The sequence below is a fragment of the Bradyrhizobium huanghuaihaiense genome, assembly GCF_025200885.1.
Classification (GTDB): Bacteria; Pseudomonadota; Alphaproteobacteria; order Rhizobiales; family Xanthobacteraceae; genus Bradyrhizobium; species Bradyrhizobium huanghuaihaiense.
The window spans coordinates 7,999,453-8,023,918 of the sequence record NZ_CP104172.1 but is presented as its reverse complement, the minus strand read 5'-3'; the positions used below and the strand labels follow the sequence as shown (position 1 = coordinate 8,023,918).

13 protein-coding genes and 3 pseudogenes are annotated in these 24,466 nt (G+C 58.9%); 12 read left to right on the top strand and 4 right to left on the bottom strand.

The window, feature by feature from the left end; all coding sequences use genetic code 11:
- Positions 1 to 113 precede the first annotated feature (113 nt).
- Together N2603_RS37720 and N2603_RS37715 are read left to right on the top strand one after the other, a co-directional pair.
- Positions 114 to 517, top strand: a pseudogene (locus tag N2603_RS37720) (class I tRNA ligase family protein); the annotation flags it as partial.
- A 27-nt stretch (positions 518 to 544) separates the two neighbouring features.
- Positions 545 to 691: pseudogene (locus N2603_RS37715) on the top strand (DDE-type integrase/transposase/recombinase); the annotation flags it as partial.
- 548 nt (positions 692 to 1,239) lie between these two features.
- Here the strand turns inward: N2603_RS37715 and N2603_RS37710 are convergent.
- On the bottom strand, positions 1,240 to 2,043 hold the full coding sequence (locus N2603_RS37710; protein ID WP_260386160.1) for a GH12 family glycosyl hydrolase domain-containing protein: 804 nt from the start codon (positions 2,041 to 2,043) through the stop codon (positions 1,240 to 1,242).
- Between the two features lie 270 nt (positions 2,044 to 2,313).
- Here N2603_RS37710 and N2603_RS37705 point away from each other — a divergent pair, with 270 nt between their 5' ends.
- The 4 genes from N2603_RS37705 to N2603_RS37690 all read left to right on the top strand — a co-directional run bounded on the left by N2603_RS37705 (position 2,314) and on the right by N2603_RS37690 (position 8,301).
- Positions 2,314 to 2,880, top strand: a complete 567-nt coding sequence (locus tag N2603_RS37705) for a phage tail tip lysozyme (protein WP_260386159.1) — start codon at positions 2,314 to 2,316, stop codon at positions 2,878 to 2,880.
- Between the two features lie 216 nt (positions 2,881 to 3,096).
- Positions 3,097 to 3,390 carry a hypothetical protein gene (locus N2603_RS37700; protein WP_260386158.1) on the top strand — a complete coding sequence of 98 codons (294 nt, stop codon included), beginning with the start codon at positions 3,097 to 3,099 and terminating at the stop codon, positions 3,388 to 3,390.
- Positions 3,391 to 5,775: 2,385 nt separating this feature from the next.
- Positions 5,776 to 7,074 carry a glycoside hydrolase family 28 protein gene (locus N2603_RS37695; RefSeq protein ID WP_260386157.1) on the top strand — a complete coding sequence of 433 codons (1,299 nt, stop codon included), beginning with the start codon at positions 5,776 to 5,778 and terminating at the stop codon, positions 7,072 to 7,074.
- 186 nt (positions 7,075 to 7,260) lie between these two features.
- Positions 7,261 to 8,301 carry a pectinesterase family protein gene (locus tag N2603_RS37690; RefSeq protein ID WP_260386156.1) on the top strand — a complete coding sequence of 347 codons (1,041 nt, stop codon included), beginning with the start codon at positions 7,261 to 7,263 and terminating at the stop codon, positions 8,299 to 8,301.
- A gap of 467 nt (positions 8,302 to 8,768) precedes the next feature.
- On the opposite strand, the gene N2603_RS37685 is transcribed toward N2603_RS37690, so the two are convergent.
- Entirely contained in the window at positions 8,769 to 10,592 is a 1,824-nt protein-coding gene (locus N2603_RS37685; RefSeq protein WP_260386155.1) for an NEL-type E3 ubiquitin ligase domain-containing protein, read from the bottom strand.
- A 741-nt stretch (positions 10,593 to 11,333) separates the two neighbouring features.
- On the opposite strand from N2603_RS37685, the gene nopM reads away from it, so the two are divergent.
- The 4 genes and pseudogenes from nopM to N2603_RS44790 all read left to right on the top strand — a co-directional run.
- Positions 11,334 to 13,079 carry a T3SS effector NEL-type E3 ubiquitin ligase NopM gene (gene nopM / locus N2603_RS37680; RefSeq protein ID WP_260386154.1) on the top strand — a complete coding sequence of 582 codons (1,746 nt, stop codon included), beginning with the start codon at positions 11,334 to 11,336 and terminating at the stop codon, positions 13,077 to 13,079.
- Positions 13,080 to 13,809: 730 nt separating this feature from the next.
- Positions 13,810 to 14,103: a hypothetical protein gene (locus N2603_RS37675; RefSeq protein ID WP_260386153.1), complete on the top strand. Its 294-nt coding sequence runs from the start codon at positions 13,810 to 13,812 to the stop codon at positions 14,101 to 14,103.
- 120 nt (positions 14,104 to 14,223) lie between these two features.
- Complete coding sequence (locus N2603_RS37670) at positions 14,224 to 16,482, top strand: hypothetical protein (protein WP_260386152.1); 2,259 nt, start codon at positions 14,224 to 14,226, stop codon at positions 16,480 to 16,482.
- A 378-nt stretch (positions 16,483 to 16,860) separates the two neighbouring features.
- Positions 16,861 to 17,049, top strand: a pseudogene (locus N2603_RS44790) (nodulation factor fucose acetyltransferase NolL); the annotation flags it as partial.
- A 237-nt stretch (positions 17,050 to 17,286) separates the two neighbouring features.
- Here the strand turns inward: N2603_RS44790 and N2603_RS37665 are convergent.
- The gene (locus N2603_RS37665; RefSeq protein WP_260386151.1) at positions 17,287 to 18,879 is read right to left on the bottom strand and encodes a carbohydrate porin; all 1,593 of its coding nucleotides are present in this window, start codon (positions 18,877 to 18,879) and stop codon (positions 17,287 to 17,289) included.
- Positions 18,880 to 20,277: 1,398 nt separating this feature from the next.
- Between N2603_RS37665 and N2603_RS37660 the strand changes: the two genes are divergently transcribed.
- Positions 20,278 to 20,610 carry a hypothetical protein gene (locus N2603_RS37660; protein WP_260386150.1) on the top strand — a complete coding sequence of 111 codons (333 nt, stop codon included), beginning with the start codon at positions 20,278 to 20,280 and terminating at the stop codon, positions 20,608 to 20,610.
- Between the two features lie 382 nt (positions 20,611 to 20,992).
- Here N2603_RS37660 and hemN read toward each other — a convergent pair whose 3' ends face one another.
- A complete protein-coding gene (hemN, locus tag N2603_RS37655) occupies positions 20,993 to 22,330 on the bottom strand; it encodes an oxygen-independent coproporphyrinogen III oxidase (protein WP_260386149.1) in 1,338 nt (445 codons plus the stop codon).
- A gap of 1,741 nt (positions 22,331 to 24,071) precedes the next feature.
- Between hemN and N2603_RS37650 the strand changes: the two genes are divergently transcribed.
- Positions 24,072 to 24,368 (top strand): adenine nucleotide alpha hydrolase family protein, encoded by a 297-nt coding sequence (locus tag N2603_RS37650; RefSeq protein ID WP_260386148.1) that lies wholly within the window; start codon positions 24,072 to 24,074, stop codon positions 24,366 to 24,368.
- The last annotated feature ends 98 nt before the right edge of the window (positions 24,369 to 24,466 follow it).

Genomic DNA, 24,466 nt, shown 5'->3' with positions numbered 1-24,466 from the left:
CGGCGTTAACCAGTTGACGGACCAACTTGAGATACCGCTTCCTCACAAAGCGGCTATTCATGTATTCGCCACTATCGAAAACATGGACAACAAACGCTCTAAAACGCAGTGCTTGGACCATCTCGCGCCAGCTCTGGTGGGGTCATCGCATCCCGGCTTGGTTCGGTCCGGATGGCGCCATCTTCGTCCAGGAGACCGAAGAGAAAGCCAAAGCTCAGGCTCGCGCGCATTATGGCCATGACGAGCCGCTCACTCAAGACAAGGACGTACTCGACACTTGGTTTTCCTCGGCGCTGTGGCCGTTCTCGACCCTTGGCTGGCCCGAAAAGACAGGCGATCTTGAGTGCTTCTATTCGACGACCCCCTCATCACAGGTTTCGATATCATACCTTTCTGGGTCGCCCGGATGATGATGCAGGGCCTGCAGCTAACGGGCAAAGTTCCGTTCAAGCGGGTGTTCATCAACGCGCTAGTTCGAGATGCAAGCGGCGCCAAGATGTCGAAGTCCAAGGGCAACGGCGATCGGCAGCTCGAGACCGTGCCGGCGAACCTCCTTGACCGGCAGTTCGCCGCCGAGCGGCCGAACCAGAAGTGGATCACCGACTTTACGTATCTCTGGACAGCCGAGGGCTGGCTCTACGTCGCAGCAGTGATCGACCTGTTCTCACGCCGGGTGGTGGGTTGGTCGATGAGCGGATGTCCGCCCTGGGTCTTGGCTGTGTGAAAACGCCAGGACGCTTGAGCGCGATAGAAGAAGTTATTCGTCCAAGCCTGTTCTGGGGCTCAAGCTCGCAAGCGCCTTCAACTTTGACGACGAACTGAAGAATGTAATTCTAGTTGCGTTTCGATCCTTCGCGTTTTCACACAGCCAGGGTCGGAAGCCGAAGAGGCTCGTCGGGTCATCTTCGCGTCGAAAAGCGGAAGTCGAAAATCAAAGCTGCGGGTGTGACCAACCACCTGCCAGTGCGCGGCCGACGTGTGTCACGAGTAACCCTCGGACGCGCAGTGTAGGGCGAGCCACCTCACCGGAAGAGGCAGACATACGGTGGTTCGTGCCATCTCTTTGCAAGCCTCTCAATGATGCGCCTGGGCGCGACAATGCTGCGCTTTGCGCGATAGCAGGCTGAATTGTTTCGAATCGTGATCCGCTCCGGGTCGTGTGCCCCGAGCGCGATGACGCGTTCTCCGCACCAGGTTCGGGCAAATCCAACAGCCGCCCACTAACTCAGAACTGGATTTTCACTTCGAGGTCACGGTCCAGTTACTGAACTTGAAGTTCATTCCGCCAGGGGACGAGGTGATCTCGACGCCGTATTGGACGCTACCCACATTTATGTCGCCGAAGTAGCCCTTCGACTTTATCCACTCCAGGATGCCTTTGATGTCCACTGTCCCGCTGTTGCTCTTCGAAATGGGCACGAGTGAGATGACGTTGTGACCATTGTTCCCTTCAAAAACGTTCCAGGTCGTCCCACCCACCTCAACGTTAGTGTGGACCGGGATGGCCGCCCCGGAGGGATCCTGCCGATAATGATAAGATATGGGCTTCACGTTGCCGCTACCGTCCGGGTTTCCGGTGTAGTTTGTCCAGATCATGATCTCATGCTGGTTTGAGCTGTCCCAAATATCATAGGCGGTGTCCCAGGCGCCGCCTTTAGGAACGTCCTGATTAAAGGTCGAGCTCAACGTGTTGATTGCACTGAGCGGCTTTCCGACATGGACGGTCTCGTGCGGATAGCTCTTGATGCCACCAGTTCCTGGCTGGTTCGACCACACGCTCCACTGGTTCGCTCCATACACCGAAATGGTCTGAGGCCCGGCACCACTGCCCCAGACGTCGTTATTCCAGGAGTAGCCATCGCGTGAAAAGTTCCCATACGGAGCGCTCGAACTCCAAATCGGGGCCTTTGCCGGTGCAGGAGCGGCAGCCGATCGCCCAACTTCGTTCACAGCCTGCCCAAAAAGATCATGATGCTCCTGTGAGCAGACGTACCCCAGGGGGGACTCTGGCGAGCCGGCACGGTTTATCCGATCGGAATCCATAATGCTCTCCCTTGCTCCTATGGGAACACAGCCTCTTGCCGATCCGCCCAGCGGGTGCCCTGGGTTTGCGACCAGTTCGGTCGTGGGCGGCATCGTCATCCAGAGACTGGCTTCCCAAATCTAAAAAGGTTGGCTTTCGAGAAGCTGACTAGCGCAAGAGTGCACCGTGCGCGCCTGGCCGCTCCTTTTCCAATCCATGCATGCGGCGCAAATAGAAGGATTTGTAGAAGGGTCATCGAGCGACAGGTTCGAAGGACACCCTGGGCCTTCTTGTCATCCAGCAACGACGTTGATGGAAAAGGCGAGTGGAACGTCAAGGAGGGCACTCGCAAGGGCCTTGAGGAATTCTATCAATCGCTGAAGCAGGCCAATGAGGGCTACACGCCAATGGCCTATCACCCCGGCGGCGGTGGTGTTTCGCGCGGGGGATGGTTCGGAAGCAAGGAATTTCCAGCGATCAACGCCACCGGTGGCGGTGCATTCTCCAATGCACAGCGCGACGCCATCGGCGGTAACGCAGATGTTCCTGCCGGCTCGAGCCCGCGGCCATCAGGGCTAGCCGCCAACAAGCGAGAAACGGCCAAGATCATGACGGACGAGCTGCGGCGAGCCGGCGTGTCCAAGGAAGCGATCGCCGGCATCATGGCCAACCTGCAGGATGAAAGCCGTTTCAATCCGATGCTGCGCCATCCTGACCAGCCGAATTGGTCCGGCGAGGCTCATTACACCCACCAGGAGGGCGGAGGAACAGATACGCCGCATGGCTCGGCAAAAACTATCCAGGATCCGATTGCCCCGACCCTCGCCCTCAGACCCGCTTCCTCGCGAAGAACTTGAAGAAGAACTATCCCGGCACCGGGCAGATGATGGCAAATCAGGATCGCTTCCACGCCGGCGCGACGTTCGTGAATGAGTACCTCAATTGGGCGCGGTATCGCGCGGAGCGAATGCGTCGCTATCTGAACGGTGGGGTGGGGGCACTGGAGAGCTATGCCGGGCCCCCCGAGGATGCCCACGGGGCGAGGCTTCGCGACATGGTGCGGCGAGGGCGCAATGCGCCGCAACGATGCGGAGCTCTTGATGCGCGGCATGCGCGGGACCGATGCCAGCGACGCCCTCAAGGGATCTCTCGGTGTGAAGATCTCGCTCGATGGTTTTCCGCGGGGTACACGCACCGCGATCTCCCAGGAAGGAAGCCTGCTCAAGGAGGTGCAGCTCAACCGCGGCCGGTCGATTGTCTCAGGCGAGCGAGATCTCATAACGACACGCTACACCCTTGCAGGATCCTCTGTGGCCTTCGAGAGCGTGAGGCACAACAGGGCGGCCGGTTCAAACTCCGTCGGTTAAGGAAAATTCAAGCTTAACGGCGCTCGGCGTCTCGCTACGCAGCAAACGCGCGCATCGGCGCGTCAATTGACTGCAATGATCTTCAGCTGAACGATCTGCTGATATTAGACAGCATTGTCGTTGCGGCTCGGAAATACCGGCCGCTGCTGTATTGCTCGTCCACGACATGAAGAGCGAGGAGAGCAACAAGTGTGGCGATTGCAACTCTCATGAGGACCGAGCCTACTCGTACCCTGTAAAACCCCGGTTAAAGCCATGGCGTTAGGTGGGTCTATATGCTTGACGCATCGGTCAATCCGGCTGTCCGGTACCGGGCCGATCTCCACGCCTGCAAGGCAGGCTATGTTGGAGATCCTGGCGTGAGGCAAGCCATTGATCAGCGACGAAGAACTGAGCGCCGTTACCGCGGCGATCGAGTAGTGGAAGCGCTCCCGCCAACTGCGCTACCTGCCCCAGCGCCTGCACGCTCAATCAGCTGATCGTCGCGGCTATGAATGCCGTCCTGGCACACCGGGCCGTCGCCGAGGACTATTCAACGGCGCTATGATCCCTGGCGCTTGTGCTGCTAATAACGCTGGTCTTCTGAGCGGAAATCAGGCGCCCTTCGTTTCCAGCTTCAATACTCGATCCGGCGTACTTTGCGGCTGTCAGAGGCAGATCAAATTCGAGTAGATGGTGGCCGGCCTGGCCTCGGCCCCACGAAGCACATCACCGCTGTCGATCGTGCGCGCGCCGCGGTCGCGGCCGTCGAGCAGGCCTTCGAAGGGATGGCGCAGCGCGGCGAACTGCGTGAGTAGAATGCTGCCTTCAAGGAAGCCGGAGCGTCGACCCGACCCTCCGCTATGCGACCTTCATCTCGGCTAAAAAAGCTGCCATGATCGCGGAGCTCGCGCGGCGAGCAAACAGGACTTAGGATCTGAGCCAGTGGGCGGGCTCACGGAGTGAGAAGCGTGACCTCAACTTTGAAGTTACCATGTCGGCAAGTAGGTAGGGGTGGACAAATGGACGGCCGGAGAACCTGTCTGGAGGGGGGCGCGTTCAATGACACGATGGTCCGCTATGGCCTTCGGGCAAGGCATGCGAGTCGCGGGCGGTGCTGACCACGCAAGCCTAACATGTCATCCGGCATCGCATGGATGATGGACGAGAACTGGCCAACTATGTCGCGCATGCGATCACAATGCGATTCGAAAAAGGGCGGGTAACGGCACTCACCTCGGTTCGTGAGAACCCAGGAAGAGGGTTCCCGGCGCGAATGCATCCGGTGCCGGCCGTAGCCTCGTCAGCTTCTCGAAAGCTTCTCCGAATACGGACTAACCCACTGATGTGATCCTGGACGGGAGACTGGCATGGACTCGCACTATTTCGACATATCCAACACAGGACCTCCACCATCGGTACAGCACGCCGTCAGACGATCGGTAGCCGAGCCACCCGGGAGACCGCCTTTGAGCAGCAATTGGATGCGGCGCGCGGGAACGATTTCGCTGGCCTTGCCCGACGCCTTATGTATTCGCGCGGATTTTGAAGATTCGCGAGATGATGAGCGGTGTCATACTTGACGAAAACTGTGATGGTTGGCCGCTGAGAAGTATCTTAAAATGCTTTACAAGGCGGCGCGTTTCCCGAGCGCGACCAGTCGCTCGAAGCCAGTGATGACAATGTACGAAATCGGCTCTCTAGCACCCTGTGGGTATGGCTTTGCGGGCGCTTCAAGAACAGCGCGCAAGTTCATCAGCAGTCAAGGTCAGGCGCGTGCGTGCCGCGGCTTCGGCGAGGTGTCGGGCGCACACCTGTTGCTCCCACTGAGGCGATCTGGCAGCGGCTAAGTAGACGAGCCTCAATCGGAGCGCATCGGATCGCTTTCGACAGCTCTTAGCGCCAGAGGCGGTGAACAGTCCATATCCTTAACCGCGCGGGCGCTCGACCTCGATCTCGCCGCCGTGAAAGTCGATCGCCCGCATTCGTCCAACGACGTGTCGCTACAAATCTTGCGGTGCGCCTTCCCGGCTGAACGGCGGCTTCGGTGCCAGGTGACCCTCGGCGCGCCTGTCAATTCTTGTAGTGCGGCTCTTCGATCAAAAATCGATCTGACGCAGCGTCGGGATTCACGCGCAGTTGTTGATGCCGAAAATCGGGACCGGTTGGGCAGCAGTGTGAGAACGCTGAGAAGCTGTTTGGATTTTGGACTATCGCACAACGCTTCGTCTTGTTCGCGCATAGGCAAGGTGCAGCTCCGCAATCGCAAGGTTCAGGCCTCTGCTGCGTCTTATAAATGTCATCTTGCGCGGGCCAGTGACGCGCGCGGCGGCTCGATCGAGCCAGCGCTCAATATCAGAAAAGGCACGCGGCAAGGATGCGCGTGACAAAAGCACGAGCAGGTCAATGACAAAGCGTTTTCGCAACTGTGCCCTATTCTCCGTACTCGCCTCCATCGTTGTCTGCCCCGCCGCAAAAGCGCAAGACCGCCGGACTATCGTCGAACCTGTTGCACCTGATACGGTCTGCGATCGCCCTGTGCCTTCCGGCAAGAACGATACAGTAAGCCTACAGGACGCCATTGAACATTGCCCCGCTGGCGCTGCAGTTTATCTCGGGCGCGGCGAGTTTCACTCAGGTCCACTCGAGATGAAATCGGGCGTGACCTTATGGGTCGGACGCGGTGCGACACTGATCGCCATCCCCGAACCTGCTGCTTACGACAAGGGCCTCGGACAATGTGGTCGCATCGCGGAAAAGGGCGACAGTTGCCGGCCATTCATCAGCTTTTCCAAAACGCGCGGCGGCGGCATCTACGGAGAGGGCATCATCGATGGTCAGGGCGGCGCAATGATCGGTGGCGGCGCGGAAACCTGGTGGCAGCTAGCCCGCCGCGCCCAAGCCCAGGGCGGCAATCAGAACGCCCCACGCTTGATCCAGATCGATCATGCGCAGGACATCACGTTCTCTGGTGTCACCTTGCGCAACGCTGCCAATTTTCATGTCGCGATGAACCGGGTTGAAGGTGCCACGTTTTGGGGCCTCACGATCGATTCGCCGGCGGATGCCCGCAACACTGATGGCATCGATGTTGGCGCCAGTCAGGATGTGACCATCACCCATAGCCTGATCCGTACGGGTGACGACAACGTCGCAATCAAGGCCGGCGACAATGGCTCAAGCAGCCATATCTCGATCATTGATAATTATTTCGGCTGGGGGCATGGCATGTCGATCGGCAGCGAGGTGAATTCCGGGGCCAGAGACATATTGGTGCGTAATCTGACGCTGGATGGTACGACGTCGGGCCTGCGCATCAAGAGCGATGTTAGTCGAGGCGGTCTGGTCGAGAGTGTGACCTATGAGTACGTGTGCCTGAGGGGCAACCGGTGGCCGCTGGCTTTCGATACAAAATATGACCCGCGCGCTCAAGGCACGAGGATTCCGGTCTATCGGCAAATCGTTCTGCGTCATGTGCATGGCGACAGCGGTGTGCTGCTGATGCGCGGTGTAGACGAACGGCATGCCCTGGACGTGACACTCGAAGATGTCCGATTTGCCAATTCCGCGACTTGGCAACTTGAACATGCAAAGGTCGCCGCAAATAACTCTGACGTATGGCCCCCGCTACCCGGGCGAGCTACACAACCGCTGCTGCGCGGATCGGAGGTATGTTCCAGGGCATTCCGCGACGGCAATCGGTAAGCACTACAGCCGGCGCCGAAAACAGGTGGTGCGGACGAGGTTCGGCCTCATGTCCCGAGTTGGTGCAACTGGCCGACGGTTTTGCAGGGCCGAAAATGCCAATGTGACGTGCAGGTTCTGATTTGGATGAAAATCTGGTGTCGATGCGCGGCAGCTATCGCGCTGAGAAACGAAGTGTAAGATCACATGCGAATTTTCACTTCCTCCGCTGCACTTCTGGCGGGATGTTTCTGCATCCCCGCGTCGTACGCTCATCCACTGTTGGTGTCGCATGCCGGAAATGCAGACTATCACTCCGTGCAGCAAGCCATCGACGCGTTGCCTGCGGAAGGCGGAAATGTCCGGATCGCGCCGGGCATCTATCGCGAGAAGATCAAAATCACCAAATCCGGTGTTCATCTCGCAGGGACTGGCAACAAGCCAGAGGATACGGTCATTGTGTATGGCGACGGCGCGATCAATGTAGGAGGAACGGCCCGTTCGGCGACGCTTGATGCCGCTGGCGACGACTTTCGGCTCGAGAACCTGACGATCCAGAACGACTACGCCCTCAATCCGGCCAATCCACCCTCCCAGGCGGTAGCGCTGTCCGTTACCGGAGACAGGGACGTCATTACGCGCGTCCGCCTGCTCGGCGCCCAGGACACGCTGTTTGCCGGTAAGGGACCAAACAGCAGAATGTCACGACAATACTTCTCGAACTGCTACATCGAAGGGCATGTCGATTTCATATTTGGCAACGCCAAGGCCTGGTTCCGGCAATGTCAGTTGCACGGCATCGCCAATCAAGCGGTCATCTATACCGCTCAGAGCAAGGCAACGCCGGATGAGGACAGTGGCTATGTTTTTGATCATTGCAGGCTAAGTGCCGACCCTGCTGCGCGCTATATCGCACTTGGCCGCCCCTGGCGCCCCTACGCCGCCGTGGTGTTCCTGTCGGCGAAGATAGATGCCCCTGTGATCGCGGAAGGGTGGCGCGAATGGACGCCCGGCAAGACCAATACGTTGAGGACAAGCTATTATGCTGAATACAGATCCTTCGGCGTCGGGGCTAACTCCTCAGGCCGCGAGCCTCATTCCCATCAACTGACAGATGGCGAAGCTGCCAGATGGTCGCTGAGCGTGTTCTTCGGGGGTGTCACAGATTGGCTGCCAACGAACCTTCACGCTGCGCCACAGAGCAACGTTCATGGCGAAGGGCTTCGACGGCGATCCTCGGGTGAATGACGGGAGGAGAGCCTGGTTGTGATGGAAAGTCTTGTACAGCAACCTAACTGCCGCCGGATTCAAACCGACAGAGGGCCTTGAGAACGAAGTGGGCTGGTGCTTCGCGGCTCTCTTCGTTCGGCCAGTGATGGTCAGGCCCTCGTAGCTCAGCCAGCAGCCGTCGCCTCGATCAGCCGGTACGCGCGGTGCAAGTACTGTGGAGTACGGCGTTCTTCCATGCCGGCTCCGGAGCCGTATAAACTAGCGTATCGGCTCTCCGATTTCGGCAATTCGCCCATATCCATGCGGCCCTCGATAGCAGTCGACGAGCATCCGCATCATAGAGATCGGCCATCGTCGCTTTAGGAAAACACCCGCCGGAACGAGTCGAGCAGCGCCGGTTTCTAGGTCGGCGCTGCGCCGCGCTTGCTGCGCATCACGTGAAGGCTTTCGGGCACAAACCGGCGCACCAGAGGGAAAAGATGGCTTTACAGGGTGTGGCCGTGATCATTGAGCACCTTGTCTCTTAGAACGCCCTTGATCTCACGGGCGATGTCTTTACGAACTGCAGCACCCAACTCTCGTTTGGCATCTTCGACGAGGTCGGCTTCAGCCCCGCTGAAGCCTTTGTCGACGAGCTGTTGCTTCAGTCGGCCGTCGAACTCCTTTCCCATTGCAGCAATGAGCTGGTCCTGTGTCCTGGCGTGGTCTTCCGGCGCGATACGACGCACCACGTCGTCCCAAGGTTGCCAGTCCACCGCCAAATAGTCGGCGAATTCCTCCGCCTCCCTGTTCCGCACGGATGTCTCTGCGCTGTCAACGTCAGCGTCGGTGACGCTGGAGACCTCAAAGAAGCGCATGTCCGGTGCGACGTGTTGCAGTCCCAGCCGCTCGCGTAGCTTGCTTTGATAAGCAAGAAAGACCTCAATGGCGTCGATGTCTTCGACGTCGTTGCCCGAGGCCAGCGAGTGAACCTTCTCGCGCGCGATCCCTTCCAGCGCGTCTAGTCGGAACATGACGCGTCCCAGATCGACGAGATCGGGAAGCCGGGCCTTATTGTCATAGACGCCGTTCTCGACATCTGCGATGAGGCGTGCCGTCTGCATGCCGTTCCAGGTCAAAGTTCTGCGATCCTCGCAGCTCTGGTTGACGTCCAGCGCCAGTTGAAAGTACTGCGCACGCAATTGCGGGTTTTTCGCCGCCTGTCGCAGATCATTGGCCACCGAGCGCCGGAATCCTTCATTGCTAGAATTGACGGAGTCGAACAGTTTGCCAAGGAAAAGGCCGTATTCGCGGGCGCCCGGCTCTTCTGCAAAGCTCTGCCAAGCCGCCAGCACCTCTCGATCGCCGTTCTGTGGATTGTCCCTGAGCCAGTCTGCGACCGTTTCAATGAGAGCATCGGCCTGTCCATCGTCTGTCGCGGAGAATTCACTTTCGTCATCGCGCGAAAGGTGGACGGTCGGACCGACATAGCTCTCGGCGCTTAGGACTGTATCCAGGTTCGTTAGCACCTGCTCGGGCAGCGGATTTTCAGTCAGAACTATGCTGCTACCTTCGCCCAGCTGCGTCAGCAGGTCACCGGGCAGACTCGTCAACTGGTTTCGGCTGGCGTCGAGAAACTGCAGTGAAGCAGGCAGGGCCTCCGGCAAACGCGTTAGTTGGTTTTCGCTGACGTCGAGAAACTGGAGCGTGGCAGGAAGGACCTCCGGCAGATTGGTCAACTGATTGTGGCTGGCGTGGAGAAACTGGAGCGAAGCAGGGAGGACCTCGGGCAGATCTAGCAACTGATTGTGGTTGAGGCCGAGAAACTCCAGCGCAGCAGGTAGGAGCTCAGGCAAGCTCCTCAGCCGGTTGGAACTCGCCTCGAGACCTCTGAGCTCGGTCGGAAGCGCGGGCAGGCTGGTGAGCTGATTGCCCCTAACGTCAAGACGCTGGAGCGAAGCAGGGAGATTATCCGGTAGAGTGGTAAGCCGATTGAGGGGCACATCGAGGACGACGATACCGGTCGGAAGTCTCGGCAGGCTAGTAAGAGACAGCGATTCGAGATCGAGTCTAGTGGCCTCACCCCGAGCATTCAGTCGCCTTAATGCTTCTTCCCGATCCTCGAGTGGACCCACCTCCGGTTCAGCTGCCCAATTCTCAAGCCCCTCGTCATCGTCCTCTAAATGGGCTGAGTGCTCGGGGTTTGCTGCGTAGCCTGTCGCGACTGCGTTCCACTGCGCCGCCGCTCCATTTTCCCCGCCCTCTTGTCCGGAAGATGCAGAAGGGATGCCACCGCCGCGCTGAACTTGTCCTGCCTCAAAAGGATCCATCTCACCCTCCTTACGAAACTGAGTAGACTCAGTCCATGGTGACATGCTCTAGGACCTAAGACGCTTAGCTTTCGATAAGCTGACGCAATATCACAGTAAGGTGGCAAGGATGGCATCGAATACGGCATGACTGTCGGTAAACGATTTTGGAACAGTGACTCGATCTCGACGGACGGTAGTTATCTCCGGCCTACAATTTTTGCGGATACGAAGGCGGCAGCGACTTCAGTATAGAGCCCCAGAGCCGCGATGGTGCTTAATCTCAAGGGTGGCCAACGGAGCCTTTTCGGCCGAGTTTCTGGAAACCAAGGGCAGCAGGTGGTCCGAACGGCCACGTTCAGGTCCCTCTCAGATGCCTAGGCAGTCGACGTCGAGCTGGTCTTTGCGAAGCTTGATCGGTTCACCCGCAAGCTCGATTGCTTCGCTCATCAGTGGCAAACTGAGCAACTCTGAGGTTTTGCAGCGGCACTCGTCAGCTGATCGACAGGTAGGCCTGCTAACGGCAGAACGTTCAGCCACCCCGTTACTGTCCTAGCGCACTTAACTGTCAACGAAAGGCAGTAAGCTCGCGGCAGTATCGATCGTTTTGCCGCGGCAGAGCTCGTGTGAACGTGCACCCAGTTAAGTCGGGCTGGAGCCGCAGAGCACGTGCACGGGCGGTCCAAGCATCATTGCGCTGGCAACCACCTGCTTCGCAGCTTGAGAAGCGGGGGTATTCTTGTTGTGACCATGGAGAAATTGATGAACACAGGACAGGCACTGTCGAGTGCAGGTTCTTCTTCCGCGCCTTCTGAAGATGCGGACCAGGAAAGTTACCTCGGCGGCTTCAATCGTGCCGTGGCGAATTTGATCGAAACTTTGACAGGCTATCGGACCCCAGCCTCCGCGCGCGCGCAGGTCCTCGACAATTGGGTTGCCGAAGAGGGGCAGGGCGAGGCCGAGAATAGGCAACAGGGGCGCAGACGAATCAGGAATTCGGATAACATAGGCTCGCACTCGCTGGATTTGTCCTCGCTCTCGCTGACCGCTCTACCCTCCGCGCTGCCGCCAAGGTTGCTGGAACTGCGCGCCAGGCACAACGAGCTAAGCAGTCTGCCCGCTATGTTCCCGCCCGGTCTCCAGCATCTTCTCATTAGCCATAATCGCTTGACCAGTTTGCCGGACGATCTTCCGGCGACCCTCTCTGCGCTGGAGGTCGCTGACAACAGATTGACCAGTCTGCCGGCAAACCTTCCGGCCGGGCTCCAGATCCTGAACGCAAACGACAACCAGCTAACCAGCCTGCCGGACGCTCTCCCGAGCAGGCTCACCTCGCTTGCGGTCAGTGGCAATCAGCTGACCGAGCTCCCCGAGTCCCTCCCCTCGTGGCTCACTGAACTCAATGTCAGCGGCAATCAATTGGCCGACCTGCCCAACCCTCTTCCGAGCACGCTCGAATCACTCAATGTCAGCGGTAACCGGCTGACCAGCCTGCCTGAAGGTCTTCTAGAAACTCGTGTACCTCTTAATAGCCTGTACTACCCGCATCTGGAGAGCCTAGACGTCCGGGATAACGCGCTGCCGGACGAGGTCCTCGCTCATCTGGCGGCGGCTGAAGCGCCACCGCAGCTCGCGCAGCAATCCCTGCATGAGGCGGCCGCACACTGGCTCGCAGACGATCCGGCCGCGCTGGCCGAATGGCAGCACTTTGCGGATGAGCCCGGCGCCCGAGAGTACGCACAGTTCCTGGAGAGGCTACGAGGCACTGTGAACTACGGCAATGACGAGTTCCGGCAGGCAGTGGCTGATGATCTGCGGCAGGCGGCCACCAATCCGACATTGCGCGAGCAGTTTTTTGCGCAGGCGTCCGAGGCCAACGCGACCTGCGAGGATCGTGTCACCTTGCACTGGAATGGTATGCAGACCGCGCGCCTCAACACTGATGTCGAAGACGGGGTATATGACGATCGGCTTGGCGATCTGATCCAGCTCGGCCGTGTCGCCTTCCGCTTGGAGGCATTGGACGAGATCGCGCGCGACAGGGTCAACTCGCTCGCCAGCGGAAACCCGAACGTAGACGACATCGAGGTCTACCTGGCCTATCAACATCGGCTGCGCGAGCCGCTTGAGCTCAGTCATGTCGCCCCTGACATGCGCTTCCTGGTGGTCTCTCATGTAAGCGAGAATGATGCGACGGAGGCGCTCGACCTGGTCCGGGAGCGGGAAGCAAGCCAGGTCACCGACTACTTGGCAAGCCGCTGGCAACCCTGGGAGACGGTGCTGAGGCGCATCGCTCCGGACGAATATGCCGCGATGCAAGACCGGCTCGTCGAAGCCATGGGCGAGGAGTTTCAAACCCGCTTGGATCAGCGACTGGCCCAGCGCGGTCTTCTCGGCGATCCGGATGCCGAGCGGGTGCTCGGCGCCCAGGTCCGAAACGAGATCGGTGGCGAGATCAAACGCGAGGTCATGCACCGTGTGCTCGCAGAGCGTGGCCTCGAACTATGAGGCTCCCAAACCGCGGCAGAGATAATAATCATTGCTCTGCGGGCGGTACGTAAGATCCATCGTGAAGCCATCGCTGCCAAGGTGCTCTTGCACCTTGCAAAGTGCGTTGCCGTCGATCAGGGCCTCTCGGTCTTGCCGAGGGACGAAAGTTCCCGCGCGCGAGGCGAGGGCGTATCTGCATCCCGTCGAAAGCCGCTTCGGGACGAGAGCCCGGTCGCTCGAAAAGTTGTTGAGGAGACCAAGGTGGGCAGCGGTGAATCGTCTATTGGAGGCGCTGCCGCAGCCAACCAGCTCGATTTAGAGGCAACTAACTGTTCGGCAGGTCTATTTGACTTCGGGTGCTTGGTGCGAGCTCGATCTTGGCAAGCAAGCTGTGGAGTCCAAGCATGCACCGCGTTGGCAGCTTACGACGGCCAAGCCAAGCGGTCGCGCAGGTGAGGTCGTGCGCGCGCCCGAGCGGGGCGGTCTCGAGACTGCACGAGAAGTCTTGCGGCCCCTCAGTCAAAGCTGAACCCGATTGAAGTGAACAAATCGAAGTCTGCCGGATCATTGCGGACTTAGCTTGCCAGGCCGGTAAGCGAATTGCGCGCTGGATAATCTTTAAACCTATCCCATCCCGAGAGGCGCTCACCGTTACTGCTGCGAACTCTTGTCGAAAAAAATGTTTTGATGCCTGAACGCGCTCGTCGCCACTAGGCGAGAATCTCGTCTTCAAGGGCGGAACGTCCCTTTGTGCGTCATCAATGAGCAACTGCAACAGGACAAGCTCACTACCAAAGTTGATGCCGAGGACGACAAGATGCTCGTTATGTATGATCCATTGGAGACTGGTAGCGGCTATGTGATCCCGCGGACGCTCGACTTCGGCGCTCGATCGATCGGCGATCCATTGTTATATCGGTCGACCAATTTGGTCAGCTCGAACACGGGGCCGGCGAAGACGTGCGGCAAGATTGGAGCGACTCGCTCCCGTCGTCAGGCGGGTGCCGATGCGAGGCCGGTCTCCCGCGCAGCAATATCCTGATCTCGTCAGCTTTTTGAAAGGTTGCGGCTACAACAATCGAAAATCTGAAGAGCTGCAATCTCGCCGTAATCCAGGCCGTACGGATTGATGCAGAGTCTATACAAACATCGGGAGAGCAGGATGGATCCGGTTGACCCATTCTTCCATTCAGAAGCTTGGATCCGGGAATACGCCGCGCTGCAGGGGCGGGCGGGGCAGCGACAGGGCGACTCAAGCGAGCAAGGCGACTTTGAGAAGCGGATGGAGGATTTGCATCTCGATCCGTCTGATCAAAGCAAGTCACCTTCGCCTGATCGGCCTCCCGCAGGCGGTGGTCGAGCAGTCCGGCGGGATGATTTCGGCGGTTCGATGCGGGCGCCGCCGCACTCCGCTTTCAGGGAGAGTGTGCGAGGCGACACGTGCCGGAGCGTAGACATTCCCAGCTTTCAGTTTCCCGTTTCGCCGCAAGTGCCGCAGTCTAGTTTGCGAGATGATCTGTTCAGCAGCGCGCGCTACAGCTTTCCGGAGGCAGAGTCTGCCGCGTCGGCCAAGAGCGCAAAAGGCCGCGGATTATGGTCGCGCTTCAAGTCGGGAATCGGCAAGGCGCTTGGCCGGAGCAGCAGTGGAAATTCGTCGCGCGACGCTGGGCGATCTGATGTCTTTTCGACGAATTTGCGAATTGATTATGCGAGGCAGCCAGGCCGGACGCGCGGGGCGCCTGTCCCTGAGTCCGACGAGGTGCTGATAAAAGATTTCAGAGACAACGCGGCGGGTAACCACACCGACGGCACGATCAAGAATGCAGCAGCCGATTTGCGCTATTTGAGCGCGCGCCTGAGCACGGCCGGCAGGCCCTCAATTGCGGATCGAATTGGCTGGGAATTGGAAAACGCGCAGCAGGACCATCCGGAGGTGGAAAATCGTCAGCTGGAAGCTGAGCTGGATGTGGACGTGGACACCTACGCGAAGGATCGCAGCAGACGCATCAAGGCGGCCTTGAAGAAGTTGCGTGACTTCCGTGCCGGCAAGGTCATGATGGCCGATCTCCGCCGACTTGCCCCTCACGGCGCGGATGCAGTCCTCATCAGCATGTGGGCGGCGGCGGAAAAGGCAACAGGCAGGATCGAGCCGGAGACGATCGACAGGCAAGCTCGCCGCATGTCTAGGCTGAGTGAGTGGCTGCAGACCCATGATAGGCCACCGATGGCCGGCCGACTTTCCACCCCCGCGTTGGTCCAAGATGTCGAGGAGTACAGGCGCGAAACCCACGACAGCAAGATCAATGCTGATCTGGTCAAACTTGCCCGATACGAGCAAATCCTGGAGGCGAACAGGGCGCTTGGATTGAGGCCTCCTGAGGATCCGGGCCAGCCTTCTTGGGAAGCTGCTCGACAGCCGCTTGCCCTGCAGAATCCTCCCGCAACGCCAGCTCGCCCGAGCGCGGGAGCCTGGGATCCGCTTGGCGAGCAGGTCCACTGGCCCAGCACATTGATGCCGGCGCCGCCCAGCCATGGGCAGGCCGGTTCGTCGCAGCAGCTTCCCGCAACTCCGGCGACGCCGAGCGTCGGAGCCTGGAACTGGCTTGGCGAGCAGATACACGGACCCGCCTCACCAGAGCCAGCGCCGCACTGGGTCGCGCAAGCTCATCCGCCGCTCGAGCTTCCTGCTACACCGGCCACCCCCAGCCAGGGAGCTTGGGCTTGGCTTGGGCAACAGATGCAAGACCCCGCATCGCCGTCGTCCGTGAGGCCTCGATCGTCAAACATCTACGGCGGTCTCGACTCCTTCGTTGATCTGGATCCACCCACACCTTACGACTTGCGTGACGATGCGCGCTCTGCGCCAGCATCCGAATTTGTAGCCGCCTCGTCGTTCGCGGGACCGCCGGGGGCGGCTCCGGAGCTGCGGGATATTGGAGCGATCGTTGGCGCCGGCTGGCGCCACGGCTCCCAGGCGGCTTCAGACGTGTTGATCGATGTATTGGGCAATATCCATCTGCTGCCAAACCAGTTCGGGCCAAGTCAGTTTGTGATCAATGGGGAGCGCTATTCGGCGACGCTTGGACCGGGAGGCCGCAGGGATGTTCGCCTGATCCATCATCCCCACCTGAGCCAACCGGATGAACCTGGCCCGTCTCAGTCGCTCTATCGTCCCCGGCCGATCGTGCCAGCCGCGCAATCCGGTGAGGGGCCCGTTGATCTTGGGTATCTGATCCGCGGCGGATGGGAGCATCGCGAGCGATTCCTGCCGGATTATCTTGTCCGCGCCCTCGAAGGCCAGCGCATCATGCCAGGAGTTGGGCGCCCAACCTATTTCGAGATCCGCGGAGTGCCTTACAGGGGCGAATTGCTGGAAACCGAAGGCCGCCAGCGCGTACGCATTTATCCTGAACGTGGCTGAAGAGGCAGCAGGGCTGCATCGGGCTTTCGGCGGGCGCGTAAGGCGTTCTATGCGAGGCTTTTGGCAGGCGATGGATCGGTAGCAGGGGCACGGCCTGAACCGTCCTGCTTCCTCTTTGCAGAATCTGCCAAGCTCAATGGATTCTACGAATTTGGTGCATGTCCGAACCTGCTTTCTGCATCCCTGATCCTTCCACATAGTCCGCCAATTCTTGTCTTGAAAACCGAAGCTATTGCGGGTCGAACGCATTCGTGATCGACGGAGCACGGCGCCGAGTGCTGGCGATGGACAAGTGCCAAGAACATGGCCACCAAACGAAAGCTTGCTGACGAAGGCTTTTCCTAATGGCGGCCCACGCTTGTGCCCTACTTGATTTAGGGTACGGTATTCCGTCTTATGGATTCCATACAGTATGGAGAACTTTGGGACCCCCCAATGAGGTCTGCTGCGGCTGCATTTCTCGGGACAATGATTGTTGCCGCCGCGCTAGCGGTTCGCTGGACGGTGCGCGACATCCCTTATCTGTCTCAGCTCATGCTCGGAGTGCCACCCCGCTCACTTCGATAAGTAGCCGTAACCGAGATCTGATCAGGAGGTCTCCCAAACTATCGTAGATTGCGTGCCTTATGAACCTGCTGTGTCTACTCAAGGCGAGACAATCTGGAAAAATGCCCTCGAAATTGGGTCGTTGCCCCGCGTAATTTGCTTCCCCCGAACGTCTAGCGCAGATGCGGCCGAGGAGGGAGCGCGAAGGTCCGGTCCCATGCGTCATGATAACTGAGAGCAGAACGGCGCTTGCGATGATCAGAAGAATATCAACGTAGATACCAACAGATTGAGCGCGTGTTCCGTTTGGCGCGTATGTGTGATGCTTGTCGGGTAATGAATGTATGACAGTCCGACGCTTGCATATATCCCGGGAGCGAGATGCGCGATGTATGTTCCCGTGACTGCTGTGCTATCGCGATGCGCAAGCTGGCCTTTAGCCAGAGCAGCATCCACTGCAAGCTTACTCCAGGCCGTATTGGTCGCAACAAGAGCAATCAGGTCACTGGGCCGGTTATCAAAAGGTCCCTTCGCATAAAGACGAAGCTCGTAATACCGGCTGATCCTGTTGCGCTCAGGTGGGGCTCCCATAACGGAGAAGCCGCCGTAGATGCCGCGAGACGGCGACCCAAGGGCGTCACTCTGCCAGAGCTGCCTGTCCGCAGCGATGTAGTGAAAATTATTTCCGCTCTCCCTTTGTTGCTTGGGATCCGCCAAATTCGTGTAGCGGCTACTGTTCAAACCAACGCCCGCCCGCAGCCACGTGTCGGGGACGCCGGGAGCAGCCTTGCTCTTGTAGCCGGCTTCTTCGACGAGAAGGATGCCTGCATTGGCCGTGCTCCATTTCAAGCCGGTGGGATTCTCGGTTATATGAGCATAGGCACCATCTGGACTGATTGAGCGCTGGACGGAGACCTTGTTGTACAAGCGAGCGTCAAAATTGTACTTCAAGTTGGCCGCAGGCGTGGGCGCGGCATTGGTGCTCATCCCAGCCTGGAACAACGCAGACATGTTCGATCCTGTACCTCCGAACAATGTGCCGGTGAATTCATTCTGGTTTCTGAGGTAGCCAAGTTTGAGCTCTACTGTCCTGTCGAAGAAAGTCTGGTAGTAGGCGAGCGTATTGAGTCCCACTCGATCTGGCCCTGGGCGATCCCACGTCCAGTATTGCTGCTCGGCTCCTACGACAATCTGTCCGTCGGCAATGCCAAACCGGCTCAGATCGTAGGTGACGATCATGAGGTTCGTCGACGCGAAAGTCGGATTCTGGCCCATATAGAGCTGGTTTGCGATAGTGCTTCTGGCTGCATGCGGCAGCTGGTTGCTTGCAAAGGAATTATGTGTCCACCCGATATAGCCGATGCCGACGTCCGCCAGCGCAGATCTAACGCCCCCCTTATCCTGATCAATCGTATCTGCAGGACCAGGGATCGGAAACCAGAGTCCTTTTTCACGCAGATTGTCGTACCTTTGGAAGGGATCGACCGTTTTTTGCGGTCTCGTCTGAGCAGCCCTGTCCGCATTGCCGCGCTTCTCGAAAGGTGCTCCGGGAGCTGCTGCTGGCGCCGGGGCAGGAGGGCGGATTGCCTGACGGATCAGGTCGATCGGGAGCTTTGCGGCCCGGTCGGAAGTCTTTCCTCTTTTGCTGGCCTGATCCACAGGGGGCTTACTAGGATCAAGTCCGCTCGCCCTTTGTGCCAGTACGGAATTGCCGACCAGACAAGCCGCTAGCGAAAGTGCGATCAGCTTTCCCCTTGGGCTTAAATTGAAAGAGAGTGCTGCCGTAGCCGAGTATGTGCGAGGCGAGGTCGTCGCGAGAAGGCAATCACGCATGGCGTAGTTCGGGTCCATGTCGACTGTTCATGAATAGATTGAACTGCGGCCTGATTGGCCCAGAGTGAGCTCCGGGTGGCCTGCGGCACGCGCCTGCTTCCACACCGTCATTGCGAACTCAGCGAAGCAATCCAGAATCCCTCCGCGGCGGCAGTCTGGATCGCTTCGTCGCCAGCGTTCGTCGCAATGACGGAGCACGCGGCATCGCCGGCGTCCTTTCGCGTCCGAGGGCGAGGGGGACGAGCCAGAACTCGATCTATCCGAACAGAGCCACTCGGGTTCCTGAACCTCTTAGCTCGCGGCGCTATGATGATCTGGTCCGAAACTCTGCTCGCGCATGACGCCGGTGCGCCGAGAGCCGGCGGAGAGCGCTGGCTCGGCAAATGCTCGCGAGCGCGCGGGGGCGTGCTGCCTTGGGCGCATTGCGAATGTCCACCTTGCTCACTGTGATTCTGGCGAGAATGGCGCCGCGCATTTGCATCGAAGGCGGCTTTCTGAACCAAACGGCAGCTACCAGAAAGCAAGCCTCGCCTTGCAAGAGGCTCGGCTTCACGAACCGCTTCATTGGTATCGTTGTTAGCGAAACACGAGACACTCGCCGGGCTTGAAGGCCGAAGAGCTGTTGGATTTGCGCGCGCGGCAATCACACCACAACCTCCAACGTGATCGGCCAGAAAACCGGAGGAATCAGCCATCGAGCAGCTTTTGGCGGATATCGGCGAGCAGTTGCTTGCTGCCGCCGGCGCGGCAAAACCTGTCTTGCATCCGATACCTTGATGTGCGCGGCGTTCGTTGGTCACGCTTGCCACGTGCCCGTCATCTCGAACAACCTGCCGGAACAGGTAGTTGATCAGGTGCGATGTTGCCGGTCCAATCGGCCATTGCGGTCGGCCGATCAGCGTGGCGCCTACGTCGCCCGTCCCAGACGAAGTTGCTGGTCTGGGCACTGCGCGAGGCGGGAAAATCTGCACGGTTCTTTTGATTGTTGAGAGAATGCTGCGCCATCGCCGACGAAGACGAGAACCATTGCTCGCTGGTGGCGCTATCATGGAGAACGCGCGCAAATTGTCGCGTTGCGTTGCTCAAGAAGGAGCGTTTCATAGGAGCAGGCGCAGCCGATCGGGAAGCTCGCCAAGTATTGTCGACGCCGCAGCTCCTCGAGAGGGGGAGCATCGCGGGCTATCGCGTCGACCAAATAAGCCTGCTGGGATCGGATCTTGAGCGAGGGACAATGGACTTGATTGATCAAGCGGCCGCTTCAGACGTGCGGCCGCTCTTGCACGGGCCGTCAAGAAGGATTCTTCCGGTTTTGGTGCTCCCGCTTGTCCTCGTCGGCTCGTGTGCTGCTGGCGCCTGGCTTTGGGCTAACCTTGCAGAATTTGTCCAGACGCCGGAAGGCAGGGAAGTCCTTCAACAATGAGCCTGTCACCGGAGGACAGGGCATCCCTATTCGAAATAAAGTGGGCACAGCAGAAAACTGACGATGAGATCGCAGAACTCAACCGCCGGATTGATGCTCAGCGGCATGCCCTCAAGGAGATCTTGGATCAGATCACCATGCTGACTTCGCGGATCGATTCGCTGCAGAGTTCAACACCTATTCCATCTGCTGCTTCCGAGCCTCCTTTGTCGCAAACCCGGGCTGTTTCGAGCGTCGCCAGGAAGCGCTTCGGGAGGTCCAAACCACAGGGACCTGTTTCCGTCGGAGGCGCGCCAGTGATCGCCGGACCGAAGACAGCCGAGCCTTGAGTCTGAGACTGCAGGCGTGGTCGAGTCGAGGCGGACCGTGGCTTCGCAAAGTTGCCTCCAGCCGTAAAATACCCGAAGCTAGTGCGGGCACCGGCGTCTCCAGCGGCACGTCGCTCAGGCCGTCACCATTATCAAAAGCAAATAAGGGGGGTAGAGCCCATTCGGCATGATTAGCCGTGCCCTAGACGGGGGAATCCGCTGCGCCTCTCCTTCAAATCAGCTTCCTTTTAGTCAGCCCTCCGGGCTTGAGGCTATATCTGAAAGGTCGTTGTCATCACACGGCTGCTGCATCCTCGAAATCTGGCCTGTCTGCCGGAGGTGGCCTCTTCTGATCAGTTCCTCCCGGAGAGCTCAGATGTTTGGATCTGCTTACATGCGCGGCTTAGTTAACAGGGGTGCGGTCGAGATAAGTGTCGAATGCTGCGGCAACGGCGCGAATGACCAACCGGTGCTCCTGCTTGACCCGAATGAATCCCTCTTCAATCTCCACTATCCCGTCTTCGGCAAGCATTCCCAGGCGGTTGGCCGAATTGAGAAGAGGAATCGGATCAAATCTGTGAGCAGCACAGATCGCTGGTACGTCGGCCTGCAAATCGCACATCAGACGCTCGATAATTGCGGCGCGGAGCCGATCTTCGGCGCTGAGATAGTGGCCTTTTGAGGTTGCCAGACGGCCAGCCCGAATGTGTTGGTGATAGGAAGCGGCTGCGATCTCATTCTGGACGTAACCGTCACGCAGCCGGCCGACGGCTGACGGACCTAAGCCGATCACGGTTTTGCAGGTGTCAGCCGAATAGCCCAAGGAGTTGCGGCGCAGCCGACCAGCTTTCTGCGCCAGCGCCAGCTCGTCGTTGGGCAGGGCGAAATGGTCGAGCCCGATCTGGCGGTAGCCGGCCGAGACCAGCGTATCTGCAATCGCCGCGGCTTGCTCGGCGCGGGCGAGATCATCCGGCAGCGCCGTCTCATCGATCTGGCGCTGACGTTTCATATAGGAGGGGACGTGAGCATAGCCGAAAACCGCAAGTCGGTCTGGCCGCATTGCCAGAGCCGTCCGCGCGGAGTCCACGCAGGACCGCACCGTCTGATGTGGCAGTCCGAAGAGAAGGTCGAAATTGATGCGCCTTATCCCATGCCGACGAAGGCTTTCGACGACAGAAGCCGTCTGCACGTCGCTCTGGACGCGGTTGACCGTCCTTTGAACCACGGGGTCGAAGCTTTGCACGCCTATGCTCGCGCGACTGATCCCCGCCGCTTCTAACGTTTCGACCATCTCGGCTGTGAACGCACGCGGGTCAATTTCTACGGCGATGGTAGCTGATTTGGTGAACGCGAAGCACCGGCGCAGGAGTTCCATCACGCCCAGGAATTCGGTCGGCGCAATGATGGTCGGCGTCCCGCCGCCGAAATGCACGTCGTTCACCGGCAGAGCGGGCGGCGCTTGCTCTGCGACCAAGCGTATCTCATCCTTCAGCGCCGCCAAATAATTGCGGATGGGTCGCTCGCTGCGAGTGCGGCTTGTAGGGAAGCCGCAATACCAGCAGATCGAGCGACAGAACGGAACGTGGAGGTAGAGCGAGATGGGTTCGTTCGGCGGCAGCCGCCTCAACCATGTCTCACAAATCTTTGGACCCACCATCGCGGAGAAATCCCGTACGGTTGGGTAGATGGTGTACCAAGGTAGGCGAGCATCACAATACTTGTTTAGGAGGGAGGTCTGCAAGGCTTAACTTTCCAATGCTCAAACAGCGTGAAGCTGACCGGTGCCCTCTCTTGTGTCTTTGCGTTATGTCAAACGCGCCTACTGTTTTGAGATCGGTCCCGCTTCGATGTCACTGTCGACGCAGCTTAGGGGCCGGGAGTGGGAGTGAGCGCCGCCCCTTCGATTATCCGGATGTTTGTGGGTAGAATGAACGTCTCTTACGAGTACGGCCCAAGCGCCTAGACGTCCCCGACTAGCCTGCGTGCAGTGCCAATTATTCATCCGAGGGCGCGTCGCTTCTGCACTCCCTGGCATGCAGCCTTGCGACGAAGATAGGGATCAGGGCGTCATCAAGAGCGGGCCAGGCTCGCGCCAGACTTTGAAGCTGGTTTTCCGTGGAAAAATCGATGTGCATGCTCCAGCATTCGACGGATGCCTCGCGTCCCAAGGCCGGCGTGTCACGGAAAATACGTTACTTGCTGGATGAAGAGCGCCAAGTTCGCGATCGTACAACGTGACGCTACGTGCGATTCAAGTCCTTTGGAGCAGCTCACGAAAAACATTGTCGAAGTTCAACTACAAAACGTAATGAGCCTCAATTCCGCCACGCTGCTTGTCTCATTGCAGCGAGCATCATCACGGATGTACTGATGGTGTTGGGGCGAGCCCGGCGCACTTTCAGTACCCGGCAAAGTGCGTCGGGTGCGCCTTGCTTCGGCGTCTCGTTACGGCTCCAATGCGGCTCACCAACACTCAACAACTTGCAGGTCCTGCTTATAGCGAACGCGAGCCCGGCCAGATCCACACGTGACACTATCTGCAATGTTCTATTTTGCTTTAGCGCTTGACGTCTTTTGTTTTTTTTTACATCGCCTTTGCGGCTAGCGGTCGCCGTCAGAGCGCACACAATTGCAGTTGGCCCCGCATTGGCGTCGCGATCAATCCGCCCATTTCGAATTGACTGCGACTTTCTGGCGCTCAGCACATAATCTTCCTGACAATCTCCATGAGCAGCGCGCCGCAAGGACGGACGCAACTGACTTCGAACTTGGCTTGCAGACCCTCCCCACCAAGCTCCTCGACGCAGTCGACGCGCGAGCCGACAACGAGATACTGAAAGATCTCACGGCCCCTGTCGCTCTCGAGGAAGCCGAATGAGCCTCCCTGGATTGATCCGCACGAGCGTACCTAGCGAGAGCGCGCTGAGTCGGGGATCCCTCGGGGGGAGGTGCAGTCAGTCAAGTTCCTCGACGATTGTCATGTGGACGGCCCTCATCAATTGCCAAGGCTAATACTTGACTGGGCTGGGAAAGGGCTGCGCTTGAGAGACCGACGGTTGGACTCGCGGCCGCAACCGAGAGAAGGTGCGCACCTTTCTTGGTCCAGGTCAACTCGTGCTGCGGCTCGTGCAAATGGCGCTGTCGGCTTTCCTCCCGATGTCATGACTGCTTCAATGCACTTACCTTGAGACCAATCGGGCGCCTTTCAAGCCCTTGTCTCGGCGGTGATTTTCGCGAAATCAGCAGTTGGTATGACACTTGCTGGACTGGTGCGATCCGATCCGGAGTCCTCTCCCTTCTGGAGATGCGCATGCAAAGTGTCCTCTGCATCAAGCGGGTCGCGCGACTGCGCGTATCTTCCATTGCGCCTTTGACCTGGCCATTTTCTGCCCGTTCGATTCATTTGCGCCGGACCTGCCGGGCGGACCCGCTGCGACGCCGGCCAATCATGCGAGGAGTATGGCTTCGGCTTCGACTGTTCCGTGTTGCCCATCGATCGCGTGCCCGACGCCGTCACAAGGCGGAGCAGCAGCGAACGGTTAGCGATGACAATTCGCAAGATTGGGAAGAAAAATGGCGCTCCTGTTCTCTTCGTCGGCAAGCAGACAATCGATACCGACAACGCGCAGGTCGAGGCCGGCACCGCCGGACGCATCGGCGTGCTCTACCTTAGCTGTATCGCGGAGTTCAGTGCCCAGGATCTCCTCGTGCTCGGCCTGGAGACAAAGCGAAGCATGGTTCGGACACAACCCTATTTTCTCGCCATCCAATCTGAATAGAGCTGAGCCTGTGACCGCTCGTGCTGTTCGGTTCGTCTCGCCAGCTGAGTCGTCAGGGCGCTCGGACTTTCCTTCACTGCCAGACCATCAACATGGAC